This is a genomic window from Reyranella sp. (genome assembly GCF_050185545.1).
In the GTDB taxonomy this organism is placed as follows: Bacteria; Pseudomonadota; Alphaproteobacteria; order Reyranellales; family Reyranellaceae; genus Reyranella.
This window is the reverse complement of the sequence record NZ_JBFWZI010000033.1, coordinates 30,177-53,977: the sequence shown is the minus strand read 5'-3', so window position 1 is coordinate 53,977 and position 23,801 is coordinate 30,177. Positions and strand designations below refer to the sequence as shown.

The window sequence follows — 23,801 nt, the reverse complement described above, 5'->3', positions numbered from 1 at the left end:
ATCTGTCCGGGGCCCCATGGCCCGAATCCCGACCCCTCCCCCCTCCCGGTCAGCGGTCGAGGCCGTGTCGCCGTGCCCTCGCCTGCATGGTGACGCGTGTGTGGTGGCTGCCGCAGAGGCACTCGCCGTTGGCGGGATCGAGCGGTGCGCCACCGTCCCGGCGCTCGACCTTGTGGTTGGCGAACATGCGGTGTGCCGGCCGGGCCCGTGTGCAGCGGAGGCCGCCGGTGGTGAACTCGCAGCGTCCGCCTGCCCGGTCGATGACGGTGGCTGCCCAGGCGCGATGCTCAGGCGACTGGTAGTGCGGGTCGACCGTCTTGGGCGGCGGCTTGAGCTTGCGGGTGTCGACGGGCTTCAGGCGGGTCGGCAGGCGCGGGAGTGGCATGGCCGCCGTCCCCTGAAACGCGAAGCGCCCCGTGGGGTGGTTCCGCGGGGCGCAAATCGGCACGCGCGAGACTGTCAAGCTCCGAGCGCGCTGTCAAGAGGCTCTCAGGCGGGCTGTGTTGCGGGCTGGGAAGGGTCGCGCGGTGAGGTCCGCGAGGATGGCCCGCCGCGTCTCGCCGTCCACCCAAGGCCGGGCCGGCGCCTCGGGCGGGAGCACGATCCGGTCGCTCAGCCGGCCCGCCAGCGCGTCGGTCAGTTCCATCAGCGCCTCGTGCCAGCAGGTGTATTCGGCCCGGTCGTTCAGCACCTCGCGCGGGTCCGGCGCGATCTCAAGCGGGCAGTGCGACCCGTCGAGGTAGCGGCGCCTGGTGTCCATGCCGAGCACGATCGGGCTGCCGTTGCCGCCGATCCTGCGGCTGATGTGCCACTCGACCCGCCATTCGGGCCGGGTGCCCATCTTGGCGTGCATCGCCACGTAGGGCCGCACGTCCACGATCAGGTTGCGCATGATCCGGTCGTCCGCGTCGATCATGGCGGCGCATTCCGGGGCGAGCCAGTCGCGGTGCGCGGCCGCGTCGATCGGCATGGGCTGGAGCTTGTTGACCGCGGCCTCGATGGCGAGCGCGTCGGGGTGCGGGTCGCCCATGGCGGACGGGAAGCCGGGCTCGGTGTCCCACTTGTCGATCGAGACGCCGTAGTCGACGAACCCGCCGGCGCGGTACATGCCGAGCCCGCCGCCGCCGTCGCCCTTGGGCAGCTCGTCGCGGTAGGCCCACTGCAGGGCGGCCTCGATGTCCATCCGGCGCATGGGCGGTCAGGCCGTCATGGCGAAGGCTTCCTGGCCCGCATGGGCCAGCATCTCGAAGCGCCGCGTCGTCCGGTCGAAGGCGAGCCGCACCGCGCCGCGCTCGCCCGTCTCGGGGACGAACTTCACCTTGGACACCCGCACCAGAGTCTCGTTGGCTGTCGGGTCCGGCCGGTCGATCACCAGCCCGTGGTCGCATTTGTTGAACCAGTGGGCGCTTCCGTCGGCGTCGTAGAGGGTCACCGGCCGGCTCTTGCCGTCCTTGCCGACTTCCTTGGTCGGATGCACCACGACGACAATCGCGACGCCGTAGAGCTTGCCGAACCGCTTCAGCGCGCGGATCGCCCGGCCGACATACTCGGTGTAGCTCTCGTTCGCCCGGCGGGCGTGCTCGAGCTCGTTCCACGGGTCGATCACCAGCATCCGGATCCCGTCGCGGAGCACGGCATCGGTCGCGCGGTCGATCAGCCAGTCGAGGTCGAAGTCCTGGTCGACGCGGCCGGTCGGATCGGCGTCGATGAACACGATCGAGGCGTCGATCCATTCGTCGGCCCGGCGGCGCTCGGTCACAGTCAAGGCCTCGAGGCCGCGCCGCATGACCATGCGCCGGAGCGTGTCGCGAAGGTGCGGGACGACGGGCATCTCGGGCGAGAAGAGCGCCGTCCGCCACCCGTAGCGCTCGGCGAGGTTGACCACGATGTTGAGCACGAAGGCCGACTTGCCGTGACCCGGGATGCCGATCACCACCATGAATTCGCCCGGGAAGACCTTGCAGTGTTTGTCGACCGTCTCCCAGCCGACGGAGTAGGCCTCGATCTCGCGCCCTTCTGGGTATTCGGACAGCCGGTAGAGGCCGCGGACCGGATAGGGCCTGGCGCCGTTCAGCACCGTGGCGACCGCTTCGGCGCCGTGCTTGACGAGCACGTCGTTGAGATCCTTGCAGCCGTCCGGATAGCTCACGAAGAGGCAGCGGGAGGCCGAGAGGCGGCGCACCAGCTCAGCGGCGAGGCGCTGCCCCGGCGGGTCGTTGTCGACCGCGATGATGAAGCGCTTCACCGCCTTCAGCCGCTCGCGATTGTTCCACATGAACTCGAACTTGCCGGCGCCCTCGGCGTTCGGGTCGATCGGGTCGAGGTCGTCAGGCGTGCGGCCTTCCGGGACCGGCGGGGCGCCGTCTGGAACCGACACGGTGAGCGGAAACCCGCATTCGATGGCCGAGAGGGCATCCATCTCGCCCTCGGTGATGATCAGCGCCTGGCGCCCGTCCTCAAGGGCTGGATCGTCGATCGCATCGGCGTTCCAGAACGTTCGGCGTCCGCCGGCGCGCTGCCAGAAGCGCTTCTCCGGCCCGCGGTATTTCTCGGCGACGATGCGACCACGCTCGGCGAACGGGAAGACGAGGATGTTCCCGCGGTCGGAGGGAATCACCTCGCCGGATTCGGCCCGCTCAGCGGTAAATATCCCTGATCTGACGGCCGTTTCCGCGCTGATCCCGCGGTTTTCCAGCCACTTGGCGTGGAGCTTGCCGATCGCGTTCATAGAGCTCGCCTCCCTTCCAGCCGCAGTGATGGCAGCACCATTGGACGCCGAGCGAATCGACCTTCACCGAGAGGCAGCGCTCGCGCTTCTTTCGCCGGGTGTGTGAGCATTTCGGGCATGTCGTGAGGTACTTTCCGCCGGTGCGTTCGGTGATGCCGTGGTCGCGGAGAATCTCGCCTGGGGAGCGCATGGCTGGCGGCTATGCGAGGCGAGGATCGAGGGCTTGCGACGGGCCGTCCCGCGATCGTCGGGCGGCGTCCGCGGCGAGGCGCTCGCGCTTGGCGAGGGCGCCGGACACGGCCTTGAACCAGTTCTTGCCCTGCTCGCCAGCCCAGGCGTCGAGGCTTTCGAGCTCGGCCCGGAGCTCGAGGTGGGGGAAGCTCTCCGACCATCGCTTGAAGTCGTCGTCGTTGAGCCGGATGTGACGGGCGGCGAAGGCGTAGGTTTTCGCGCGCGGCGGAGATTCGACGACGGGAGTTCTTTCTTCTCTTTCTTCCTCCTTCTCCCTCTCCTTCTCCATCTGCGGAGAAAGTTCGGAACTGGTTCCGAACTCGGCGGGCTTCAAGCCCACGTAGGTACGGAACTCGTCTGGCAATAAGTCCCTGTAGTTCGGCTTTTTCGGGCGTTGAAAGCGGCAGAAGTTCCGAACCGCTCCGTAACTCCTTCCGTCCAGAGTGAGCTTACGGACCGCTCCAAGCCGAACCCATTCCTCCATGATCGTCTCGAAGTCGACCGCGTCGGCGGGCAGCAGCCGGGCCTTCAGGACGAGCGGCTTCCACTCGAAAATGCCGCTGTCGTCGCACTCGGTCCAGAGCGTCGGCCAGGCCGCCTTGGCGTAGGCGGACATCGCCATGTAGGCCTCGTCGGTGGACAGTCCTGGGTGAACGCTGCGGATGCGGGCCATGGGTTCAGGCGCTCCCGATGCCGAGGTCTGAGATGAGGGTGGCGGCCTCGTCGTCGCGGAGAATGCCGACGGGGCCGGAACGGAGGTTGAGGAGGGCGAGCTTCAGCGACGTGTCGTCGGCGCCGTTGCCGCGGGCGCAGAGGCACATGCCGATGACGGCGGTGATCAGGCCACGGCGTCGCTCACTGGGGAGTGGCAGCGGCAGATCGTCGGGCGCGCTCATGCCTTGCGCTCCTCGTGGCGGGCTGCCTCGCGCTCGGCGAGTGCGGTCAGCGCGTCGTAGATGTCTCCGGAGCAGCCGAGGTCGGCGGCGATCTCGCGGGCTTCCACGGCGACGCGGTAGCCGTCGCATGCGGCCCGGAGGCGCTCTGACGGCACGGTCTCGCGCCGGCGGTAGAGGACGATGGGGGCGTTCATTCCGGCATGCCCTTCTTCGCCTCGTAGATCGCGAGCCGGAGCTCGTCTGCCTTGCGGATGGTGTCGCGGCTGATCAGCCCGCCGTTGCCGCCGCGTCCCGCGCTGCCGGAATTGTCGTAGGTGAGCGAGGCGATCAGGGCCTCGGCGCGGGTGATCAGGTCTGCTACGGCGGGCGTCATCCGTCCCTCCTCAGCCAACCGAGCCGCGGCGTGCCCTGGTATCCCCGCATCCAGACGAACCACGCGAAATCGACGGTGCCGTTGCCGGGCTTCTCGCCGGCGAGGATCGCGGCGCCGGGCGGCATGGAGGGGCGCGGGCCGAGCAGCCAGACGCGGCAGAGCGGCGTCGTCTCGAGCCAGCGCCCGGTGCTCGCCGAGTTCATCCAGCGGGTTGGCAGGAGCATGGCGACCTTCCCGTCGGCGAGCGCCAGCGCCTTTTCGGTAAAGGGGCGCGCGTGCCGGAAGGGCGGGTTGCTGACGACGTTTCGGCAGATGCCGCCGGCCTCCTCGAACAGGATCTCGTCCGGGTAGTCGGACGACAGGAAGTCGAGCGCGTACATGAATCCGGGAGCGCGCTCTTCGATGTCCGATCCGGTAGCGTCGAGCCCGGCGCGCTCGGCGGCGCGGACGATGCGCCCGGTCCCGCACGCGGGATCCAGGATGCCGCCCTCGAAGTGCTCGACGGCGAAGAGCCGGTCGGACACCCACTCGGGCTCGATATAGAAATCCAGCGGGTCGCGGGCCCAGACGTGCGCGGCCTTCGGCGTCGGGGCGTCCATCAGGCGGCCCTCGCTTCGGCGGCCGGCCCGACGAAGATCGTCAGCCCCGGCTCGCCGTATTCCTTGCGCACGATCGCGGTGACGATCTGCTTGTCGTCGGCGAAGACGACGCCGTTCAGGGCGTCGAGGGTCTTCAGGAGGTTGTCGGCATCGGGCGTGACTGTCGGCAGCAGCGCCCCCTTCGCCGCCTCGGCGCGCTTCCATTTCGGCCACGATGCCGGGATGCCGAACCGCGCCACGACCGACACGAAGAGCGGGCCGTCGATCATCCCCCGGCCAGCCATGGCCTTCACCGCCGCGCCGGCAAGCGCCCGCTCGAAACGACGGGTCGCGGCGTCGGTGTAGGCGGTGCCGGTGCGGGGGCTGAACCGGGGACGGCCCTTGCCGCGCGGCTCGCCGGGGAGATGAACGACGACCTCCATGTCAGTGCGCCGTGGCCTGGGTGCCGAGCGCTTCGCCGGCGGCGGCGATGATGCCCTTCTCGGCGACGGCCGTTTCCGCCGCCGCTTCCTCGGGCGTCTTGCGGCCGCGGCCCTTCTTCGGCTTCGGCGGCAGTTCGGCGTCCTTCTCCTTCAGGAAGCGCGGGCGGGGATCATCCTCGGCGGCGTCTTCCAGCGGCTTCAGGTTGAAGATAGCCTTCTGGCCGTCGTGCCAGCCCTCGGCATAGGCCGCATGCTGCTCGAGCTCGGGGGCGTAGGGGTTGACGAGCGACTTGCCCTGCATCCCGTCGCGCTGCCCTTCGGCGCGGGCCCGGTCGACGGCCGGCGTCCTGTCCGGTTCGTCGAACATGGTGAGCTGCGCGCCGAGGGGCAGGCCCATGTATTCGGCGGCGCGGCGCTGGCGGTCGATCGCGGCCTTGATCTTCTCCTCGCCGTCGTCGCCTTCGAGCGCGATCATGTCCTTGATCAGCGCCACGGCATCGTCGCCGAGTTCGGCCTTGGCCCGCTTGGCCGCATTCTTGAGATCCGCGTCGGCGGCCTTCTTCGCGGCGAGCGCCTTCTCGTAAAGCCGCTTGTGCGAGAAGGTCAGCGCCTTCCGCTGCTCCTCGGTCATGTCGCCGCTGTTGTGGCCGACGCCGTTCGCCTCGTCCGTCGTCTCGCCGTCGTCGTTCTTCGCCTTCCGTGCCATGCCGGTCTCCTACCGCCCGCGCTTCTGGTCGAGTGCGCTGCGGCCTGGCGGCGGGTCGCCGAGGACGAGCGCGGTGATGGTGCGGGCCGGCCCGCTGGCGGGCTTGGCGGCCGCGCTGACGGGCTCCGACGCCCCGCCGCGGCGATACAGCCGGTCGCCGATGCGGACGGTCCACGGCTGGCGCGGCGGGCCGTAGGGCTCGGCGGAGAGGTCGACGGGCCAGCGCCCGCGGTGGAGGGGCGTGCGGGTCATGCGGCGGCTCCCTGCGGCTGGTGGGCCTCGGCATCGTCTGCGAGCAGGTCGGCCAGCAGGTCGGCAGCCAGTTGCTCGCGTGGCTTCCCGGCCTCGGCCGCCATGGCGTCGAGATGGGCGAGGTCACCGGCGCCGAGAAGCGCCAGGACGGGATCGGGAAGGCATGGGGGAGGCGTCAGCGCCGCGGTCGGCGCACCCGGCTCGTCCGGCCCGCCTCCCCCTCTCGGTGAAGGCCCCTCGCGGCCCGCCGGCACAAGTTTCTTGCCCGTCGGCCCGATTTGCGGATCGTGGTCCGAGAGGACCCGTCCTTCTCCGGCCGGGGGTGTGGCAGGGGCGTCCGGCGGAACGGCCCCCTGCCCTGATGCCTCGCCGCCCGCGCTTGCATCGCGGTTAGAGGGGCTCTGTGGGTCCCTTTTCGGCAGCCTGCCGTGCTGCCGCTCGAACTCCTTGCGCCAGTCGAAGCTCATGGCCGCCCCACGGCGTTGATCCGTCGGCGGGCGGCATCCGTCCGGCAGTCCGGCGCGGTGCCCGGCTCGACGTAGCAGCGGCGGGTGCAGGCGATGACGTGGACGAGGACCGGGCCGGCGGGCGTGACGACCATCAACGTGATCGTGCGGGTCTCGGCGCAGGCGTCCTCGCTGGCGACCAGCGCGGCGGGCGCCGGGAAAGGCGCGAGCGCGAGACAGGCGGCGAGCGGCAGGGCGCGGATCACGGCTGGCTCCCGTATGTGATGACCGGCACGCGGCCGACGGTGCCGACCGGCAGGCCGGCGAGGGACTCGGCGAGCTGCCCCGCCACCTCGGCCCGGATCGCGCGGTCCCGGCGCGCGGCCCGGTAGAGCGCGGCGACGGCGCGGACATCGGCGTCGGGGGCGAGGAGCCAGCGGGCGAGGCGGGTCATGGGTGCCATGCCTGCACGCCGAGCCCGACGAGAGCGGCACAGACCACGTGGCACGTCAGGGACGCCATCGCCTCGCCGTCCCTGCCTTCGGTCGATCCCGCCGCAAGCGCCAGAACGAAGCCGATGATTCCGACGATGAGGGCAAGAACGAACCACCCCACCGCCTGCCAATAAATCGTGATGGTCGTCATGACCGCAGCCTCCTCGGCGGGCGCGGGTGATCCCAGTCGCGGGGCTCGCGCGCACCAGCCTTGAGGCCCGCCAGGAGAAGGGCGAGCGCGGCGCCGATCCCGATCGCCAGCATGGCGACGACCACAGCGATGATGACGGTGAGGAAGTCGGCGGTCATGCGTGCGCCCTCCCCCGGCGAATGGCCCGGTGGAAGTCCGCCCGGCCGACGTCCCCGCGCTTGGGCGTCACGCCGTTCGCCCGGATGCCGTTGATCCGGGTCGAGGTCGGCGAGGCGTTCGGCGAGACGGTGGTCACCACCGCGCCGTCGAGGATGTAGGTGACGCCGCCGACGCTGATCTGCTTGGCGCCGGCATCGACGGCGGGCTGCACGGTGGCGACGATCTCGGCGCGGAAGGCCTCGATATCGACGCCCCTCACCCGCTCCAGCCAGCGGACGATGGCGTGATCGGAGACGCGGACGAGCTTCTTCACGGCCGCACCGCCGCGATGATGGCGATGACGCCGCACGCCATGCAGAAGATGCCGACCGCCCGGTTGCCGTACAGGCTGAGATAGATGCCGATGATCAGCGACAGGGCGCCGAGGACGGGGGCGGCAATGGTGGCAAGAGCGGTCACGGCCGCACCGCCTTGCGCCGCAGCCGGGCGCGTGCGTCGCGAAGGTCGCGCCATCCGCCGAGGCCGATGATCCACGCCTCGGCGTCGGTCCACCATTCCGACTTGTCGAGAAGCCGCCGCCGGTCGGACGCGAGTTCCGCGCGTTCCGCCTGGTCAGCGCGCCACTCGGCGAGCGCGAAGGCAATTTCGGCGAGCAGTCGCCGCATGGCCTCTGTCTCCGTTGGCCGACCTTCCCGTCCATGAGATGTGCCGCATCTCGGTCAGGCGGTCGGAGATGCCGGGGGAGCGCCGCCCCGGCTCGGGACGCGCTAGAACAGCCTGTCGGTAATCAGATCGCGCTCCTCGGCGTCGATCTTGGCGCGCCGCAGCCGCAGCTCGTGCCGGCGGGCCGCGCGCTTCATCTCTTCCCAGAAGGCGGTCTGCTGCTTCAGGGACAGTTCGCCGACCTTTGCCTCGATGAAGGTCGGCCCGTGCGGGCTGAGCATCAGCGAGAGAGTCGCCGGGCCGTCCGGGTCGACGTGGCCGGCGAGCCAGCGCTCGCAGGAGCGCGTGGAATGGCCGGTAATCGCCGCCAACTGCTCGGGCACCTTCGACCGCCACCGGTCGTTTGCGTCAAAAGCCGCCAGGCCGTTAGCTACGCGCATGATTGCACCTATCGAGATGACGAGAGAGAAGCGGTCGCCGGGAGCGACGACGGGCGAGGTGCGAGGCGCCCGGCGACCGTCACCCGCGTGCTCAAGGCCGGCCGGGTGGCCCTCGGCCGGGGTCCGCCGCACGCGAATGAGATGGGTGCCGCCGCTCTCCCCGCAGGGCGAGCTTCATCGGCCTGGCGGCTGGCCGTCCTGCGCAAATCCGGCAACCGAGTCCCCCGCAGGCCGGCGACATCGATTGCCCCCGCCAGCAGCTCCCCGGATCGAATTCCGCTCCGATCCGGATCAACGCCAGTGGCAGGCTCAGGAATTCGAGAATGGGAAAAGGCCGGGCGACCGGAGCCGCCCGGCAGTTGGGGTTCTCCGCCGCAGGGAGGAAGAGGGCGGCGAAGCTGGTGACCGGCCCTGCGGCCGGAATGCGATTTGCCTCGAATCCGCCGGGTTAACCCTACCCGCGCTGCGCCGTGGAAAAGTTCCATTCGCGGCAACGAATAGGTGCGCCGGCAAAGCGATGCAGTGTCAGAATTGCCGATGGGGGGCCAACTCGGGGAAACTGCATGCCGCGACAATGGCCGATCATCGCGACGCTGAACGATCTGGAGGAGCCGGAAATCATCGAGGGGTACGGGACGCCCGACGTCTTCGCGAACGGGGCCGTCCTTCGGGACGAGGGCGAGGTGTTCACGCTCGTCTACTTCGTCGGCCGGGCCGGGGAGAACCACGAGGTGTTCCGGGTGCACATGCCGCGCGGGGACTTTCTCCGCTTCCGGCTGGCGGCCAAGCGCATGCTGGAAGCGCGCGGCCATTAGGCGGCGGCCTCAGGCTGGGCGGGCGACGTCAGGAAGTCGTCGGCCGTCACCTTGCCCCCGGTCACCGCGCGAATGCGCTCAACGAGATCCCGCGCCGGCCAGGCTTTGCCAGCCCTCAGGCGGTTTACATGCGGCTGCGAGATGCCGACGAGAGCCGCAAAGCGCGTCTCGGTCAGCCCTTCCTCGGCGAGGTATGTGTCGAGCTTCATGACCGCGAAACATACGCGCCGCGAATAATACTGGTCAAGCATAAAATGCGTAGGGCGCCCTAATGCTCCACACCGCGTCGGAATACCCTGCCCGGATGAAGCATCCCCTGGCGCAGAAGCGGCCTCGGCGCCGCACGTTCTTCCGCGAGTGGCGAAAGCATCGCGAGTTGACGCAGGAGGCCGCCGCCGAGCGGATTGGCATCGAGCAGGCGACGCTCAGCCGAATCGAGCGCGGCCTGATCGCCTACACCCAAGACTTTCTTGAAGCCGCGGCCTATGCCTACCGCTGCGAACCGGCGGACCTCATCATGAGGAATCCGCTCGATCCGGAGGCGCCATGGTCGATCTGGGAGACGCTGCCGCAGCCCGACAAGGTCCGGGCCGTCGAAATCCTTCGCGGGCTCAAGCGGGCGTCGGGCGAATAGTGCGCGCGGCTGCCGTCTTCGCCGTGGCGGCTCTGACCGCGGCGTGCGCCAGCGACCCGAAAGCGATCCAGCCGACCTATGTGTCTGCCAACAAATACGCCTCGGCAAGCTGCGAGCAGATCAACGCGGAGCTTGCGATTGTCGTCCCGCGCCTGACTGAGCAGACGGCGGACCAGCGGGACCAGCGCCGAGCCGATATCGTCCTTGGCGTGCTGGTCGGCCTCACCCCGACCATGATGGGCGGAGCAAAGGGCCGCGAAGCCGACATCGCCGTCCTGAAGGGCGAGCACCAGGCGCTCACATCCGCGGCTGCCGAGAAGGGATGCCCGCCCCCGGTCCTGCCGCCTCCCGCGCCGAAGAAGCCAACTCCGCTCCCCGTCACATCGTCGGACTGACCGCCCAGATATACGCCTAGCGCATTTTCCTGTTGACGCCATTTATGCGCGCTGCGTATATTGCCTCCATCAACGATGGAGCGCGACATGGCGAACACCGCACGGAAGCAAGGCCCTCAGACCGCCGATATCGAGATCGGCCAGCGCGTCCGGTTCCGCCGGATGCAGATCGGCATGACCCAGGAAGCGCTCGCCGCCGCCTGCTTCGTCACCTTCCAGCAGGTCCAGAAATACGAGAAGGGGACGAACCGGGTCTCCGGCTCGCGGATGATCCAGATCGCCGAGGCGCTTGGCGTCGCGCCGGCCTACTTCTTCGGCGACGGGCCGGGCGCGGCGCCGGCGGGTGACCTCGCCACGCTATCGGCGGCTGACCTCGCGATTGCCCGCGAGGCCGCCCGGCTCAGCGAGCGGCAGAAGAGCGCCGTGCGCCGGATCATCGCCACGCTGGCGGACGCCAACGAGCCCGCCATCCCGGCGAGGGCGGCGTGATGGGCACCTTCGTCTGGCAGTGGCCGCAGATCACATGGGCGGTGTGGGCCTGCGTCGTGGTGCTTGTTGCCGTCGCCATGGATGGCGAGCCGAAGACCGGCAAGTTCAACGGCACCGCCGCGCTGATCGCGCTATTCGTGTCGGCAACGCTGCTCTACTTCGGCGGCTTCTTCACCGAGGTGCGGCCGTGAACCCGCTCGACCAGCGCTGGTTCCTCGGCTTCGCCTACTGGCGGAACGGGACCATCGTCCGCGGCGCCCAGGTCGTCGTCGCGCCGTCGCTGGCGGATGCGGCGGATCGGTTGATGATCGACCGTGGCCTCGACAGCATCCGGATCGAGCGCCGCTTCTGGACCGGCGAGCCTGCGTCCGAGGCGGTCCCCATCGGCGAGGTGTTCGGCCGGAGGATGGCGGCATGAGCGGGCGGGCGTGGACGGCGTGGAGGTGGGTCTACCTCGACATCGGCGAGGTCGTTTCTGAGGACAACGATGAGGCGACCGTCGCAATCATACCCCATGGCGAGCAAAGCGAAGCTGTCGGATGCCTGATTGCGGCGGCTCCGGACATGGCGGAGGCGCTGGCCAACATCATCGCCGCGAATGACGAATTCCGCCGCGCGCTCCCGGAAGGCTGGGAGAGCGACCCCGTCAACGACGCATGCGAGGCCGCCCGCGCCGCCCTCGCCAAGGCCACCGAAGGAGCCTCCGCATGACCATGCGTCGCCAGCGTCCGCTCACCCCGGCGGAGATTGAGACGGCCCTGCGCCGCATGCAGCGCCAGCAGGAGCGCGCCGCTATTCGCGAGGGCCGCCATGCCGAGTACCGGCGCAATGGCCTGAACGGGCCGCAGGCGGTCGCGAGGCGGCAGCGGCAACAGGCCCGCATCGAGGCGAAGGCATTCGAGACGCGCGCTGCGGCATTCGTCAGGCTTTCCGAAGGAGCCTCCCATGGTTGACCGCAGCGAGCTTTACCCCGGCGCCGTGGTGGTGACGGTGCGCGAGACAGTCGTCGATATCGACTCAGATGGAGCATCAGTCAAGGTGGCGACGACGCTCGGCGAACACTGGGTGCCGCTTGCCGCCATCCTCTCCGTCGAGCCCCCGCCCGCTGAAGGTGGGGGACACGGTGCGGAATGGACACCGAGCCCGGTCGGTCGGCGGCGAGATTATCCACATCTACAGGGACGTGGCTTGGGTCGCCTACGGCACGTCGTCGTGGCTGGAGCCGCTTGCCGAACTCACCCGCCTCCCCGAGGGGAGCGCGCCATGAGCACCCTCAAGGACAAGCTCTGGGCATCGGTCGAGATCGAGCGCCGCCGCGCGCTCGCCATCACCGGCGCCGACCTGTGCCACGCCATCGCGTCCATGGCGACGGAGGTCCGCCGGACGCCGGACCCGATAGACCGGGCGATCGTGGACATCGACGACATGGTGGCGCGGCGCGCTCGCGACCGGACGGCCGCGCAACTCGACGACGCGGTGATCGACCAGATGATCCCGTTCCGCAGCCGCTGGCGGATCACGCGGGCGGTGTACGGGGTCGAGCACGCGTGCATCTGGCCGCCGCGCCCCGGCATGACCGCCGAGGACGTGCTCGCCGAGTGCCGGGGGCGCATCGCCAGCGAACTAGGCCGCGCCGGCCACTGGACCTACGACGGCAACCGGCTGGTCGCCCTGCGGCAGGCCGAGAAGGCGCTCGTCAGGCTGACGGGGGGCGCGTAGATGGTACGCATCCCATTCGAAGCGCGGGCGATCTATGACCCGATCACCGTAGAGGATGTCACCGCCGGATACTTCATCTTTGCGGCCGTCTGGGCGGCTAGCCGCACCTGCGAGCGTCGCGACACTCACAAGCACGTCATCGACTTCCTGGACCAGTTCTACGATGACGTGGTGAGAGAGCTTCTAGTACATGCGCTGAAGCTCCTTCAGATTGAATATTACGCAGACCCAACATGGGATCACCAGTATATCGACTATGACGGGGATGCTTTCGACGAGTGGCGCAAGATGCACCCTCGCGACCCGGCATCACCAGAATGGCGAGGCAACTCTGGGGACCTCACCATCTTCCTGAAAGAGATGTCGCTGGTATCGGCTATGACCCCCGTCGCCATCTGGCAGCTCGCCGACGACCGCGCCGCCTACGGGCCGGACGCCGGGCGGTTCATCCTGACGACGCCCGACGGCGAGGACGAGCCGTTCCACGCCGAGGCCGCGATCTTCGACACGCCCGAGGCCGCCGCCGCGTTCGCCCGCGCGCACGGCGCCCGCGTCGTCGCCCTGTCCGTCGCATAGGAGCCGAGCATGATGACCGCGACCTTCACACCCCGCGAGAAGATGCGCGCCGCCCAGCGCGAGGCCGGCTACCGGCGCGGCGTCTACCGCCGTCGCGTCGCCGAGGGCCACATGACCGAGGCCGAGATGGCCCGCGGCATCGCCATCATGGACGAGATCGCGGCCGATTACGGCGCCGTCGCCGAGCGCGAGGAACAGGCCGGGAGGCTGCTTTGATCATCGACCAGCCCGGCTTCTACTTCGACTTTCCGGTCGACGCCTATCATCGGGATCCATGTCCGGCGCCATCGTTCACCCAGAGCATCGCGAAGCTGCTGATCGAGCGGTCGCCGGCCCACGCCGCGGCCGCGCATCCGCGGTTGACGCCGCCCGAGGCTGACGACGAGGCGCCCGAGTCCTACGTGGTCGCCCAGGCGATCGGCAACGCCGCCCACGCCATGCTGATCGGCCGCGGCAAGACGCTGGCGGTCGCCGGGTTTGACACTTGGCGGACGAAGGAGGCGAAGGCGTTCAAGGCTGAGGCGCTCGACGCCGGTCGCGTCCCGATCCTCGAGAAGCACCACGCCCGCGCGGTCGCGATGGTCGCGGCGGCCCGGGCGCAACTCGACGCCGCCGGCTGGACCGACGTCTTCGCCGACGGCATCGGTCACGGCGAGGTCGTCGTCGCGTGGCAGGAGGACGGCCTGTGGTTCCGGACCATGATCGACTGGATGGCCGAGCCGACGCGCCCGGTCGACTACAAGTCAACCGCGCTCTCCGCCGCCCCGCACGCGGTCGGGCGGCTCATGGCCGACGCCGGCTGGGATATCCAGGCGGCGATGCACGAGCGGGCCCTCGACGCGGTGGACCCCGACAATCGCGGGCGCCGTCGCCACCGGTTCGTCTGCCAGGAGAACGAACCGCCCTACGCCTTGACGCCGGTCGAGCTGACCGAGGCGACGCTGACAATGGGCCGGAAGCGGCTCGATTACGCGATCCGCCTCTGGCGCGAGGCGATGGCGACGGGCGCGTGGCCCGCCTACCCGCCGGAGGTCGTGCGGCCCGAATACCCCGCGTGGAAGGAATCGCAGTGGCTGGCCCGCGAGGTCGAAGAGGCCGAGCGCCGGCCGCGCCGGGGCCAGATGTTGAACTCACTCATGGGAGGCTGATCGGATGAATGCCGAAGTTCAGGGCGAACTGACGACGAGCCGCACGCTCAAGGCCGAGATGGTCTTCGTGCCGGGTGGCGTGGACGCGATCCTTGACCGGATCACGGCGGAGGTCCGGTCGATCTCGACCGATATCTCGACGCCGGCCGGCCGGTCCGCCGTGGCGTCGCTCGCCTACAAGGTCGCCCGGTCCAAGACCGCCCTCGACGACATGGGCAAGCAACTGGTCGCCGACTGGAAGCAGAAGGCCGCCGTTGTGGATGCCGACCGCCGGCGCATCCGCGAAGCGCTCGACGCCTTGCGCGACGAAGTGCGGAAGCCGCTCGACGAATGGGAGGCCGCCGACCGGCGGCGGATTGCGGCGCATGAAGCCGCCCTCGAAGAGATGCGAAGGATCGGCGTCTTCGATGCCGATGCGACGGCTACGGAGATCGATGGCCGGCTCGCCGCGATGGAGAACCTGCCGGCGAGGGACTGGCAGGAGTTCCAGAAGCGGGCCGACGACATGCGTTCGGCGACGCTCGCGACCCTGACCAGGATGCGCGACGCCGCGGCAAAGCGCGAGGCCGAACGCGCCGAGCTTGAGCGGCTGCGCCGCGAGCAGGCCGAGCGCGAGCAGAAGGAGCGGGACGCGCGGATCGCAGCCGAGGCGGCGGAGAAGGCGCGCATCGCTGCGGAGAAGCGTGCCGAGGCAGAGGCCAAGGCCGCTGCCGAGAAGGCGGAGCGCGAGCGGCGCCGCGTCGAAGACGAGAAGCGCCGCGCCGAAGAGAAGGCAGAGGCGGCCGAGCGTGCGCGGGTCCTCGCCGAGGCGCGCGCGAGGGAAGAGGCCGAGGCAACCGCCAAGCGCGTCGAGGCCGAGAAGCGGGCGGCGGCGGAGAAGGCGGAGCGCGAGCGGGTCGCGGCTATCGAGGCCGAACGCCAGCGCCAGGCGGCGGAGAAGGCCGAGGAGGAAGCCGCGGCCGCCAAGCGAGCCGCCGACAAGAAACATCGGGCGGCGATCAACAACGAGATCGTCGCAAGCCTGATCGGCGAGGCGGCCATCGAGCGCGAGCAGGCCGTCGCCGTCGTCACGGCCATCGCGCAGGGCAAGGTCCCGCACACCCGCATTGCCTACTGACGGGAGGATAGACCGATGAACGCACCGGCGAAGTTCGAAGCGCGCCCGGCCACCCGCCAGGAGGAGCCCTTGCTTCTCGGCATGGTCGGCCCGCCCGGCGGCGGCAAGACGCTGTCGAGCCTGCGCATCGCGAAGGGCATACAGTCCGTCCGCGGCGGCCCGATCATCGTCATCGACACCGAGGGCGGGCGGTCCCGGAAGTACGCCGATCAGATCCCGTTCGAGATCGTCGAATTTGCGCCGCCGTGCCGGCCGGAACGGTTCCTCGATGCGATCCGCGACCAGCTCGCCCGCAAGCCGGCGGCGATCATCGTCGACAGCGCATCGGACGAACATGAGGGCGAGGGCGGATATCTCGAATGGCACGACGAGATGATCCCCAAGATGGGCGGCAACGAGTGGGCCGCCTGGGCGAAGCCGAAGGCATCGCGGAAGCGCCTGATCAACGGGATCCTGCACATCAAGACGCCGCTGATCTTCACCTTCCGGGCCCGCGAGAAGACCAAGCAGGACGGGAAGAAGGTGATCAACATCGGCTGGCAGCCGGTCGCGCCGCTGGAGATCGTCCACACTCTCGACCTGACGTGCATCCTGCCGCCGCGCGCTGACGGCGTGCCGGTGTGGAGGTCAGACAAGATCGGCGAGGACTTCATCATCAAGCTGCCGTCCTACCTTCGGCCGTACATCACCGAGGGGAAGGCGCTGTCCGAAGAAATGGGCCGCGGCCTCGCCCAATGGGCGAAGGGCGGCGCGACAGGCACCGCGACCGCGGCGCCGGCCGGGGAGGCCACCGCCTCGCCCTCCCTCGATGCGGGAGGCCTCCCCGGCGACGAGGATTCGATCTTCGACCTCGCGCGGAAGAAGGCCGAGACGCTCGGCCGGAAGGAGTTCCTCGCGTGGTACCGCGAACTGTCCGACGACGACCAGGCGAAGATCGACTCCATCCACGACGACCTCAACCAGCGCATGGAGGCCGCGCGGTCATGACTGGCTTCGTTGCCATCGTCGATCCGGCCGAACTGGCCATCCGGTTATGCGAGGCGAACTACCGGCTCAAGCGACCAACGCCCGACGCCCGTCACGCTCTAGCCGCGATGGACGAGGACGTGCGCGAAGGCTGGCTGCGGTCGGCCAAGGCCGCCGCTGATTACTTCGCCGAGATTCTCAACGCCGCGGAGCGTACGCATTGAGCCGCCCCCGGCTCCCCGACGACCAGCAGGCGATCCTCGACCGCATGCGCGCCGGGCGCCGCATCGTCCCCGTCGTCTACCGGCGCGGGAGCAAGTTCGAGGCGCGGCTCGGGTTTAGCGACCGCGAGCCGGTCCACAGCCAGTCGCTCGGCGGGCTCGTCCGCCGCGGCATCGTCGAGCGCCGGGATGGCGCGTTCGTTCTGAGGGAGCCCGCCGCATGACCTCCCCCTACGCCGACATCCGCCGCCGTCTGGCGGAAGCAACCGGGCCACTGGACGACATCGCGGCCCATGTTTTGTCGTCTGCCACGTTCCCGCCGTTCAGCCACGAATGGTACCTGCTCGATGCCGCGCTGCGCGGTTCCATCGACGCGGCGCTTGCCCTCGTAGAGGAGAAGCTGCCGGGGTGGTCGTGGTCGGTCGATACGATGACTGTCCCGCCGGGCGATTGGTCGAAGCTCAAGCGCCTCCCGCTCGCCAAATTGGCGGAGCCGGTCGTCACCGAGTTTGGTTTTGCCATCGGGCAGCGTGCGTACGAACAGGCGGCCACGCCCGCGCTCGCCGTTCTCGCCGCCCTCTTCGCCGCCCTGGAGGCACAGCATGGCTGACCGTGCAGACCTGATCGCCCGGCTGCGGGCGCGTGCCGCTCGCGAGGACACCTCAGACATGGTTGGAGTTGAGGTCTTACCGGGTCCAATCATCTACCTCGATGCTGACCGCGATCTCGACCGCGAAGCCGCCGACGCCCTCTCCCGCCCGGTGACGGGCGACTTGTTGTGGGCAGCGCGGGCGGCCCTTGACGATACGAGCACGCTGAATCAGCAGCAGCTTCAACCGGGCCTGTAGACCAGGTTGTCCGTCCGCATCCCCTTGGGCACGGGCGGATAGCCGACGAATTCTCTCCGTAACCTCAAGCCACCTAGCCTGTTCGTCTGGTTCGAGGCGGATCGGGTGTGCGTGGTAGGCGTACGGAGTCAACGCGCCAGCGGCGACGGCGTCCATCAGCGTGAAAGGTGGAGGAACGACCCCTTCGAAGTAGTCGAGAATGGCTTTCGTGCCTTCGGGATCGCCAGCGCGCCTCGGGGTCGCGCTGAGGCCTAGGCGAGCACCCGTATCGAGGTTGAAAACATTGCGCGCGCCGATCGCCCCAAGTCGATGTACCTCGTCTGCGATCATGAACAAGTGGGAGCCGCCGCTCACCAAACCAACAAAAGCGGGGCTCGTCGCCGTCTGCAGAGTCGAAAGAACGGCACGTGGTCGCGCGCCAGACAATGTTGGACGCGTCCAGCTGCGGAGCCTTGCGTCGGAGCGCCAGTCCGCATGACCTCCGCCACAGATCAGCAGTTGAACGCCGGGGCCCGAAAATGCGGTCCCTAATTCAGCTTCCCACTGCTTCAGAAGGAGATCGCTCGGGACCAGGATAAGCGGTACATCACCCCGTTTAAGGCCGTCATTCATCGCGCAGAGCGCTGTAAAGGTTTTGCCCGAGCCTGTGGCGTGTTCGAAGATTCCCCGGCGTCCTCGGCCGGTCCAGGCCTCCAACGCCGCAACCTGATGGGGCCTCGGTGCTCGGCCACCTTGTTTGCCTGCCTCGGGGGACCAGCCAGCCGCTCGTTCGAGTGTCAGGCAGATGTCATCAACGAATTCCGGCCACTTCGCAGCATCTGCCGCCGATATGATTTCCGCTCGGGCGCTATCGGGAAGGAACTGTGTGATCACCCCAGGCCAAGTGTTGGTCCACAAGCGCTGGAAGTACTCTGTCTCATCGGCAATACGCTCGCGCTCGCCTTCGTCGCGCCAGCTGGCGAAAACATCTACCGACTCGAGATTTCCATCGAACGCTAAGCCGGGCCAGGTCTCGTTCATCGATCCTTTGAACGCGACCCTGTTTCCCGACGCGTCCGTTAGAAGACCGGTCTTGTCATGGAATAGCCGCTTTGGCCGGCCACCAGCAGTCTCGCCAACCCATGCGACGCGACAGTCGATCACACCCGCCGCAACGAGCGAGGCCAGCACCACCGCTGGCTTCATCAAAGCTTCGGACGCCATCATCGCAGCGAAACTGGTCTTTAGACTTTCAGCGAGCTCGGCGTTTGCCCTGTCGCTATATCCTTCGCGCATCGCCGCATGATCGTCGTCCGACAGCACTGGAGAGCAGATCAACCTCATCTTGCCGCCGTTGGCCACGAACGCCTTCAGGCTCGGCCAGGCGACAAGAAATACGGTGCTGCTGAAATAGCCGACTGCCCGATCATATGCGTTTGAAACAGCCACGGCGGGCAAGTAAAAAGACGACGCAATGTCATCTTCAGGCTTGTGATAAGCTCGTTTGAGCGCGAGATCCGCAAGGCTGGCCATCAGGTCTGCATCATCCGCTCACGGGTCAGCTGGACCCGACGTTGCATCGCTTCAACCAATCGCGAGGCCGGAGCGGCAAGTAGGGTTTCAGTGACCGCCTGACCGTCGGCTGGCCGCAGATGGCGCTGCTGCGTGGCAAGTTTTCCGGCGGACGCTTCGACAATGGTTTCGGCTTTGACCTGGACGTTTCGCGACCATGCAAAGTCTGGATACAGTCCGGCGTCCCACAGGACAAAAACATCCTCTTCCGCCGCATAACCAACCAGAAAGACCATTCGGCCATCCCCGTGGTCGAACGATCCTCGCTCATCCCTGCGTTGGCCAGGCATGATCAGTTGAACCTTATGTTCACCCAGCGGCCTGCCGCCTGGGGGGCGCGTAGCGTTGAAAAGATAGATTCTGATGCGGCCTGGAAAAGGCGATGCCAAGTCTAGTTCGAGCGGTTTTTGAGACAGGGCGGAATGCGAGGTAACTCCTTTCCCCAGCATGGCAATGAAGTGACGATGAAGGTCCAGCTGCGTTAGGCGGTCGCTCAACGCCTTAACCCCCGATGCGGTAGAGGCGTCCCTGGGCGCTGTCGGGGAGGGCGTGATCCCGGTGTTAACGTTGGCTGGAGCGGACGTGGCCTGCTGTTCCGATAGGCCGTCGCCACCCGCGTTGCTATGGCCAGTGCCCCCAGCCGCGATGATGTGCTGCAGCCATGCCTCAAAGTCAGAGCGTCTCACGCGCCACTGCCCCCGGATCTTGAAAGCCGGAAACTCCCGCGCGGTCGCCATGGCATAAACCGTCCGCTCAGCCAGCTTGAGCCGAACCGCGACCTCTTGGATCGTCAGAATTTCGTCGTCCAAGCCCCACTCCTAAGCTGCGCAATCGCGGCCGCATGCGGCGAATGCTACAGCTTAGCAAGCTGTATGGGTCTCGACGTTAGGAGTCAAGGTCTCTTAGAGCCGCCTGATACACGTGGCGAACTTCGCCGAATTCGGGAAAATCTCGGTTACCGCTGGAAACAAGCTGACGCATGACCTCCGCATGGACACCCTGGAGACCCCTCGCGGCCACATCAGGGATCGCGCGCGCTCGTTCGACCAGAGTCGAAAGGTCCGCCCGCGCCGTACGGACTTTCGATGCTGCAGCGCTTCTTGTCGCAACGCTCTTCCGCAAGTTCATGACCACGTCGAAATGAGCAACATTCTCCTGCCCATCGCGGCCTTTGTACCCTTTGTGGCTTTGCTGTTTCCGATCCAGAGACGACGCCTCATGGAACTCAAATCCTGCAGCCGATGCTGCGTCATGAAGGGAGCGCCAAACGCTCGCGTCAGTGTTGTGGAACACAACGGTCGCCCAACCACCCGGCTTCAAGACCCGAGCAATCTCCTTCATGGAGAGCGTCATCAGCCCTTCGTAGTCAGCTAGCGACTTGCCGCCGTCGGCCTGCGAAAGCGACTTGTTCACAACCGCTTCGTTGTCGGGATTGGTCAGCCTACCGAGCCAAGACTCCCAAACGACATTGCAGTCCGCATAGAAGATATTTGAACCAAAAGGGGGGTCTGTGAAGACATAGTCGACGCTGTTATCTACGATTTCGGTAAGCGCCGTTGCGCTGCCTACCATCACGTGTGGCGATTCCTTCGCCTTCGGAACGAATGCCTCGTAGTAGCTGCGAAGCTGACCGATTTTTTTCCTCATGACCTCCAAGACATTTGCCTCGGAGCTCAGCTGCGGGACATAAAGCGTGCCGGTCAGCGGCCGGTGGCCGCCGCGAGCATTAAAGCGGCGCATCCTCGTCCCGTGCCACGCCGTGTTGGTGAAGGCAAAGGCCAGGGCGCGCTTAACACGGTCATCAGGACACTCGTTTATTTCACGCCAGATCAACGCCAACGCCAGCAGGTTACGGGGTGTGTAGAGATCCGCTACCGTGCGAACCCCCTGAAGCTGAAGCGCACAACGCTGATACATTTCCCTCTCAGGCCCAAGCGGTGTCGTTGGCCACCACAAGCCTTCATCCAGTTTCACGCCGCGCGCGTGGGCGACGTCGGCGGCGGTGGCGGGACGTTCTCCGAGACTGCCATTGCTGCGTTGGAAGGCGACGAGCGCCGGCACATTGTCGATCACCTCAAACCGTCGCCGGTCGGCCTCGGTTAGGCACCGGGGACATTGCGTCGATCGGCCAAGGCGACCGGTCTTGCGATCCATCGTGTCCCAGAGAGCGAAGACGTTGCTGCACGCCGGGCATCGGTGCTGCGTGCTCCAAAGTGTCCACCGAATCTGCGCAGGCTTTCCGGTTTCGTCCTTGGCTGCGTAGAGTTTTGCCAGTCGCCATCCCACTGCGGTCTCGACGTCGGCAAATCCTTTCGCCAACGCATCACCATCGCAGGGCCGAGTGTGGTTCCAGGCCAAGTGGGCGGCAACGGATGATAGATCGTTGAGGATCGCCTTTCGGCCAGCTTGTGCGGCGGCAACACCGGTCATTCCGGAACCGGAGAAAGGGTCAAGAATCACATCCCCAGGCTTTGTGAAGTGCTCAATGAAGGGTGTAATCGCTTCAGGGGGCACCTTCGTGTGATAGCTATGAGCAAGGTAGAATGCAGTGTTCCGGCCGCCTGGAACTGAAATTTCCTCCGGCGGTGCATCGGGTGTGAACGCGCGTTTAGAATGCGGAAGCTCAGAACCCGCCGCGAGATAACCGCTGACAAAATCAATCGGCGTGTCGGGCAACGAAGTAGGCGCCTGCGGCGGCTCCTTGGCGAGCGCGAGCCGTCGCTTCTCGATTATCGGCATGGTGATCCCCGTTACTGAAAGGTCGGCCTTCAGCGCATCCCGCAGGACCGCCGAGTAAATTTGGTCATTGCGTTTGTCGCCGCCGGCCACCGCGCGCTCGATCGCTCTATCAATAAAGGCCGGCGTGACGGCCTTCCGCACTCCTCGTGAAGCGCGGCCGCGATGGCCCATGCAAAGCGTCAAATCGAGTCTAGTGACATGCTCCTCACCGAGATGCCCCTTCACGCCCTTGATCGACGGCTGTCCTTTGTCCAATACGTGCGCTGTAAGCACCTCAAGTCCAGCGTCCGAGATCGCATCTTGCACGGCAGTCCAGACCCGATCGTCGGAATTTGAAAATGCGAGAACCGCCCGGCCGCCAGGGCGAAGCACTCGGCTCGCCTCAGCGAACGCCTCCCCCAACAGCCCGCCATATGCCGCAATGTCTTTGCCACCAACTGCGCGCGTGCGCTTCTGGTTGACCACAATCTCGGCATTTTGGTCGGTGGCCGATCCAAGCCACGCGTCCCAGAGCAACGAGCTGTCGGCGTAGAAGATGTTCGAGCCGAAAGGCGGATCGACGAACACGAGATCAATGGCGGCGTCCGGGATGCAGCTGAGATCCGTCGCTGATCGCTGATAGACATCGGCCTTTGCGGACGTGACGGGGAAGCTCTCATAGTAGCGAAGTACATCCGCAGCCTTGCGCCGGAACAGACTCCACACGTTCCACTCGTACCGCAGTGACGAGATATAGAGGGTGCCCGTCATCACATTTGTCGGCCGCTTCGCGTTCCATTGGTAGCGGCGAGACGCGCGATTGACACAGCCGGTGAAAGCGAAGAGCAGCGCTTCCCGCAGGCGAAGGTCCGGTTCAGCGAGAATGGCGTGACGCAGGGCGGCAAGCCCATGGAGATTTCGCTTGGTATAGAAGCCTGCTGCGTCGGTGATCCCCATAGCCGAATGGGAGGCGCGCCACATCTCTCGATCTGCACCAAACACGGTCGTGGGGGTCCATTGCGGGATGGGAGCGGACTCGATCTCGCTGATCAACGCCTTCTCTTGCGCGGTCGGCGCGTGAGATGAAATCCGGCGGGAGCCGCGCTCCGTCATATGCGTCTGGACCGGCTCTTCGCCGATCCAGGTCAAGCTGGCCTTTCGCGCACGGGCACCGCAGTGTGGACACCTGATCAGATCATCGCCCGAAGCCTGGAAAGCGTCCCAGTAGACGATCTTTCCGCCACAATCGGAGCATTCGAACACATCGCTCCAGGTAGTGTACTCGATGGTTCGATTCGTCTGCTGAACCGGCATGTAAAGCCAAGCCATCGTGGGCTCGACAGCCGCCGCAACTGCGTTGAGCGCCCGCACAAAGGCCCTCGGGTCGCAAGGCGTGGTGTAGTTACGGGCGATATGCACAGCTGCCGGGGAAAGGTCCGACAAGAGTGCATTTCGGTTCACACTTAGGGCGGCCACGCCTGTCATTCCTGAACCGCAGAAAGAATCCAGCACGGTATCACCCGGCCGGGTGAAAGCCTCGATAAACGGCTTGATCGCCGCCGGTGGAATTTTTGTGTGGTAGCTGTGTGCTCGGTAAGGCGTGGACGCTTTGCTTACTTCCAACAAAGGCGGTGGCGGCGGCGCCGCCCCGAATACGACCCGGCCCGGCTTGGGGACCGGCAGTGCCAAAGGCTCCGTCTGCACGCGCACGGCGTTCTGGTCGGCCCTGGCCCGCACCGCGACCGTCACCTCAGCGGCATCTTCGCTGATCGCGGTCTGAACGTCGCCCGGGAGGCGTCCTGACCCTATCAACAGCATTTCGGCTGGAAGATTGAGCAATTTGCCGAGCAGAACAGCCTGCTCGGGCGTGGGCGCACGCTTTCCGCTCTCAAGGTAGCTCAGGTATGACTTCGTCACATCCAGCCGTTGGGCCAGATCGGTCAGCGTCAGGGACAAAGCCTCACGTCGACTTTTGATGGCAGTTGCAGACCACATACGCCTCTCCGCACATTGCCTGAGAGTCGCACCGTTAACAAAATTAGTC

Annotated in this window: 41 protein-coding genes; 17 read left to right on the top strand and 24 right to left on the bottom strand. The window is 67.0% G+C overall.

Annotated features, from left to right (window positions below; translation table 11 throughout):
• Positions 1–49: 49 nt before the first annotated feature.
• From AB7O82_RS12215 to AB7O82_RS12120, 20 genes are all read right to left on the bottom strand, one after another.
• Positions 50–385, bottom strand: a complete 336-nt coding sequence (locus AB7O82_RS12215; protein ID WP_428542413.1) for an HNH endonuclease — start codon at positions 383–385, stop codon at positions 50–52.
• A 93-nt stretch (positions 386–478) separates the two neighbouring features.
• On the bottom strand, positions 479–1,183 hold the full coding sequence (locus AB7O82_RS12210; protein WP_428542410.1) for a hypothetical protein: 705 nt from the start codon (positions 1,181–1,183) through the stop codon (positions 479–481).
• Between the two features lie 15 nt (positions 1,184–1,198).
• Positions 1,199–2,728, bottom strand: coding sequence for an AAA family ATPase (locus AB7O82_RS12205; protein ID WP_428542407.1), 1,530 nt, complete (start codon positions 2,726–2,728; stop codon positions 1,199–1,201).
• Positions 2,729–2,927: 199 nt separating this feature from the next.
• A complete protein-coding gene (locus tag AB7O82_RS12200) occupies positions 2,928–3,632 on the bottom strand; it encodes a hypothetical protein (RefSeq protein WP_428542404.1) in 705 nt (234 codons plus the stop codon).
• Between the two features lie 4 nt (positions 3,633–3,636).
• A complete protein-coding gene (locus AB7O82_RS12195) occupies positions 3,637–3,855 on the bottom strand; it encodes a hypothetical protein (protein ID WP_428542401.1) in 219 nt (72 codons plus the stop codon).
• Positions 3,852–4,049: a hypothetical protein gene (locus AB7O82_RS12190; RefSeq protein WP_428542398.1), complete on the bottom strand. Its 198-nt coding sequence runs from the start codon at positions 4,047–4,049 to the stop codon at positions 3,852–3,854. Before AB7O82_RS12190 ends, AB7O82_RS12195 begins: the two co-directional genes overlap by 4 nt.
• Positions 4,046–4,228 (bottom strand): hypothetical protein, encoded by a 183-nt coding sequence (locus AB7O82_RS12185; RefSeq protein WP_428542395.1) that lies wholly within the window; start codon positions 4,226–4,228, stop codon positions 4,046–4,048. The genes AB7O82_RS12190 and AB7O82_RS12185 overlap by 4 nt, the downstream gene beginning before the upstream one ends.
• The gene (locus AB7O82_RS12180; protein ID WP_428542392.1) at positions 4,225–4,827 is read right to left on the bottom strand and encodes a hypothetical protein; all 603 of its coding nucleotides are present in this window, start codon (positions 4,825–4,827) and stop codon (positions 4,225–4,227) included. The genes AB7O82_RS12185 and AB7O82_RS12180 overlap by 4 nt, the downstream gene beginning before the upstream one ends.
• Entirely contained in the window at positions 4,827–5,249 is a 423-nt protein-coding gene (locus tag AB7O82_RS12175) for a RusA family crossover junction endodeoxyribonuclease (protein ID WP_428542389.1), read from the bottom strand. Before AB7O82_RS12175 ends, AB7O82_RS12180 begins: the two co-directional genes overlap by 1 nt.
• A 1-nt stretch (position 5,250) precedes the next feature.
• Positions 5,251–5,955 (bottom strand): hypothetical protein, encoded by a 705-nt coding sequence (locus AB7O82_RS12170; RefSeq protein WP_428542386.1) that lies wholly within the window; start codon positions 5,953–5,955, stop codon positions 5,251–5,253.
• A 9-nt stretch (positions 5,956–5,964) separates the two neighbouring features.
• Positions 5,965–6,207, bottom strand: a complete 243-nt coding sequence (locus AB7O82_RS12165; RefSeq protein WP_428542383.1) for a hypothetical protein — start codon at positions 6,205–6,207, stop codon at positions 5,965–5,967.
• Positions 6,204–6,674 (bottom strand): hypothetical protein, encoded by a 471-nt coding sequence (locus AB7O82_RS12160; protein WP_428542380.1) that lies wholly within the window; start codon positions 6,672–6,674, stop codon positions 6,204–6,206. Before AB7O82_RS12160 ends, AB7O82_RS12165 begins: the two co-directional genes overlap by 4 nt.
• On the bottom strand, positions 6,671–6,919 hold the full coding sequence (locus AB7O82_RS12155; protein ID WP_428542377.1) for a hypothetical protein: 249 nt from the start codon (positions 6,917–6,919) through the stop codon (positions 6,671–6,673). The genes AB7O82_RS12160 and AB7O82_RS12155 overlap by 4 nt, the downstream gene beginning before the upstream one ends.
• On the bottom strand, positions 6,916–7,116 hold the full coding sequence (locus tag AB7O82_RS12150; protein WP_428542371.1) for a hypothetical protein: 201 nt from the start codon (positions 7,114–7,116) through the stop codon (positions 6,916–6,918). Before AB7O82_RS12150 ends, AB7O82_RS12155 begins: the two co-directional genes overlap by 4 nt.
• Positions 7,104–7,298 (bottom strand): hypothetical protein, encoded by a 195-nt coding sequence (locus tag AB7O82_RS12145; protein ID WP_428542368.1) that lies wholly within the window; start codon positions 7,296–7,298, stop codon positions 7,104–7,106. Before AB7O82_RS12145 ends, AB7O82_RS12150 begins: the two co-directional genes overlap by 13 nt.
• On the bottom strand, positions 7,295–7,456 hold the full coding sequence (locus tag AB7O82_RS12140; protein ID WP_428542365.1) for a hypothetical protein: 162 nt from the start codon (positions 7,454–7,456) through the stop codon (positions 7,295–7,297). Before AB7O82_RS12140 ends, AB7O82_RS12145 begins: the two co-directional genes overlap by 4 nt.
• Entirely contained in the window at positions 7,453–7,770 is a 318-nt protein-coding gene (locus tag AB7O82_RS12135; RefSeq protein WP_428542362.1) for a hypothetical protein, read from the bottom strand. The genes AB7O82_RS12140 and AB7O82_RS12135 overlap by 4 nt, the downstream gene beginning before the upstream one ends.
• Positions 7,767–7,916, bottom strand: coding sequence for a hypothetical protein (locus AB7O82_RS12130; protein WP_428542359.1), 150 nt, complete (start codon positions 7,914–7,916; stop codon positions 7,767–7,769). The genes AB7O82_RS12135 and AB7O82_RS12130 overlap by 4 nt, the downstream gene beginning before the upstream one ends.
• Positions 7,913–8,122, bottom strand: coding sequence for a hypothetical protein (locus tag AB7O82_RS12125; RefSeq protein ID WP_428542356.1), 210 nt, complete (start codon positions 8,120–8,122; stop codon positions 7,913–7,915). The genes AB7O82_RS12130 and AB7O82_RS12125 overlap by 4 nt, the downstream gene beginning before the upstream one ends.
• 102 nt (positions 8,123–8,224) lie before the next feature.
• Positions 8,225–8,560: a hypothetical protein gene (locus AB7O82_RS12120; RefSeq protein WP_428619469.1), complete on the bottom strand. Its 336-nt coding sequence runs from the start codon at positions 8,558–8,560 to the stop codon at positions 8,225–8,227.
• Between the two features lie 563 nt (positions 8,561–9,123).
• Between AB7O82_RS12120 and AB7O82_RS12115 the strand changes: the two genes are divergently transcribed.
• Complete coding sequence (locus AB7O82_RS12115; protein WP_428542350.1) at positions 9,124–9,375, top strand: hypothetical protein; 252 nt, start codon at positions 9,124–9,126, stop codon at positions 9,373–9,375.
• On the opposite strand, the gene AB7O82_RS12110 is transcribed toward AB7O82_RS12115, so the two are convergent.
• On the bottom strand, positions 9,372–9,584 hold the full coding sequence (locus tag AB7O82_RS12110; protein ID WP_428542347.1) for a helix-turn-helix domain-containing protein: 213 nt from the start codon (positions 9,582–9,584) through the stop codon (positions 9,372–9,374). The two genes, AB7O82_RS12115 and AB7O82_RS12110, sit on opposite strands and share 4 nt — an antisense overlap.
• A 95-nt stretch (positions 9,585–9,679) precedes the next feature.
• On the opposite strand from AB7O82_RS12110, the gene AB7O82_RS12105 reads away from it, so the two are divergent.
• The 16 genes from AB7O82_RS12105 to AB7O82_RS12030 all read left to right on the top strand — a co-directional run bounded on the left by AB7O82_RS12105 (position 9,680) and on the right by AB7O82_RS12030 (position 17,250).
• Positions 9,680–10,009, top strand: a complete 330-nt coding sequence (locus AB7O82_RS12105) for a helix-turn-helix domain-containing protein (RefSeq protein ID WP_428542344.1) — start codon at positions 9,680–9,682, stop codon at positions 10,007–10,009.
• Positions 10,009–10,404 (top strand): hypothetical protein, encoded by a 396-nt coding sequence (locus AB7O82_RS12100; protein ID WP_428542341.1) that lies wholly within the window; start codon positions 10,009–10,011, stop codon positions 10,402–10,404. The genes AB7O82_RS12105 and AB7O82_RS12100 overlap by 1 nt, the downstream gene beginning before the upstream one ends.
• Positions 10,405–10,479: 75 nt before the next feature.
• Entirely contained in the window at positions 10,480–10,893 is a 414-nt protein-coding gene (locus AB7O82_RS12095) for a helix-turn-helix domain-containing protein (protein WP_428542338.1), read from the top strand.
• Entirely contained in the window at positions 10,893–11,084 is a 192-nt protein-coding gene (locus tag AB7O82_RS12090; protein WP_428619467.1) for a hypothetical protein, read from the top strand. The genes AB7O82_RS12095 and AB7O82_RS12090 overlap by 1 nt, the downstream gene beginning before the upstream one ends.
• A complete protein-coding gene (locus tag AB7O82_RS12085) occupies positions 11,081–11,311 on the top strand; it encodes a hypothetical protein (protein ID WP_428542332.1) in 231 nt (76 codons plus the stop codon). Before AB7O82_RS12090 ends, AB7O82_RS12085 begins: the two co-directional genes overlap by 4 nt.
• Positions 11,308–11,604, top strand: coding sequence for a hypothetical protein (locus AB7O82_RS12080; protein ID WP_428542329.1), 297 nt, complete (start codon positions 11,308–11,310; stop codon positions 11,602–11,604). Before AB7O82_RS12085 ends, AB7O82_RS12080 begins: the two co-directional genes overlap by 4 nt.
• On the top strand, positions 11,601–11,846 hold the full coding sequence (locus AB7O82_RS12075) for a hypothetical protein (RefSeq protein WP_428542326.1): 246 nt from the start codon (positions 11,601–11,603) through the stop codon (positions 11,844–11,846). The genes AB7O82_RS12080 and AB7O82_RS12075 overlap by 4 nt, the downstream gene beginning before the upstream one ends.
• A gap of 310 nt (positions 11,847–12,156) precedes the next feature.
• On the top strand, positions 12,157–12,612 hold the full coding sequence (locus AB7O82_RS12070; protein WP_428542323.1) for a hypothetical protein: 456 nt from the start codon (positions 12,157–12,159) through the stop codon (positions 12,610–12,612).
• Positions 12,613–13,188, top strand: coding sequence for a hypothetical protein (locus tag AB7O82_RS12065; protein ID WP_428542320.1), 576 nt, complete (start codon positions 12,613–12,615; stop codon positions 13,186–13,188).
• Between the two features lie 9 nt (positions 13,189–13,197).
• Entirely contained in the window at positions 13,198–13,404 is a 207-nt protein-coding gene (locus tag AB7O82_RS12060; RefSeq protein ID WP_428542317.1) for a hypothetical protein, read from the top strand.
• Positions 13,401–14,336, top strand: a complete 936-nt coding sequence (locus tag AB7O82_RS12055) for a hypothetical protein (RefSeq protein WP_428619465.1) — start codon at positions 13,401–13,403, stop codon at positions 14,334–14,336. The genes AB7O82_RS12060 and AB7O82_RS12055 overlap by 4 nt, the downstream gene beginning before the upstream one ends.
• Before the next feature lie 4 nt (positions 14,337–14,340).
• Complete coding sequence (locus AB7O82_RS12050) at positions 14,341–15,453, top strand: hypothetical protein (protein ID WP_428619462.1); 1,113 nt, start codon at positions 14,341–14,343, stop codon at positions 15,451–15,453.
• 15 nt (positions 15,454–15,468) lie between these two features.
• Entirely contained in the window at positions 15,469–16,440 is a 972-nt protein-coding gene (locus AB7O82_RS12045) for an AAA family ATPase (RefSeq protein WP_428619461.1), read from the top strand.
• A complete protein-coding gene (locus tag AB7O82_RS12040) occupies positions 16,437–16,643 on the top strand; it encodes a hypothetical protein (RefSeq protein ID WP_428619458.1) in 207 nt (68 codons plus the stop codon). The genes AB7O82_RS12045 and AB7O82_RS12040 overlap by 4 nt, the downstream gene beginning before the upstream one ends.
• Positions 16,640–16,864 (top strand): hypothetical protein, encoded by a 225-nt coding sequence (locus AB7O82_RS12035; protein ID WP_428619456.1) that lies wholly within the window; start codon positions 16,640–16,642, stop codon positions 16,862–16,864. Before AB7O82_RS12040 ends, AB7O82_RS12035 begins: the two co-directional genes overlap by 4 nt.
• Entirely contained in the window at positions 16,861–17,250 is a 390-nt protein-coding gene (locus tag AB7O82_RS12030; protein ID WP_428619453.1) for a hypothetical protein, read from the top strand. The genes AB7O82_RS12035 and AB7O82_RS12030 overlap by 4 nt, the downstream gene beginning before the upstream one ends.
• Before the next feature lie 76 nt (positions 17,251–17,326).
• Here the strand turns inward: AB7O82_RS12030 and AB7O82_RS12025 are convergent, their stop codons facing one another.
• The 3 genes from AB7O82_RS12025 to AB7O82_RS12015 all read right to left on the bottom strand — a co-directional run bounded on the left by AB7O82_RS12025 (position 17,327) and on the right by AB7O82_RS12015 (position 23,752).
• Positions 17,327–19,000, bottom strand: a complete 1,674-nt coding sequence (locus AB7O82_RS12025) for a DEAD/DEAH box helicase family protein (protein ID WP_428619450.1) — start codon at positions 18,998–19,000, stop codon at positions 17,327–17,329.
• The gene (locus AB7O82_RS12020) at positions 19,000–19,848 is read right to left on the bottom strand and encodes a helix-turn-helix domain-containing protein (protein WP_428619448.1); all 849 of its coding nucleotides are present in this window, start codon (positions 19,846–19,848) and stop codon (positions 19,000–19,002) included. The genes AB7O82_RS12025 and AB7O82_RS12020 overlap by 1 nt, the downstream gene beginning before the upstream one ends.
• 76 nt (positions 19,849–19,924) lie before the next feature.
• The gene (locus AB7O82_RS12015) at positions 19,925–23,752 is read right to left on the bottom strand and encodes a DNA methyltransferase (RefSeq protein ID WP_428619446.1); all 3,828 of its coding nucleotides are present in this window, start codon (positions 23,750–23,752) and stop codon (positions 19,925–19,927) included.
• Positions 23,753–23,801 lie beyond the last annotated feature (49 nt).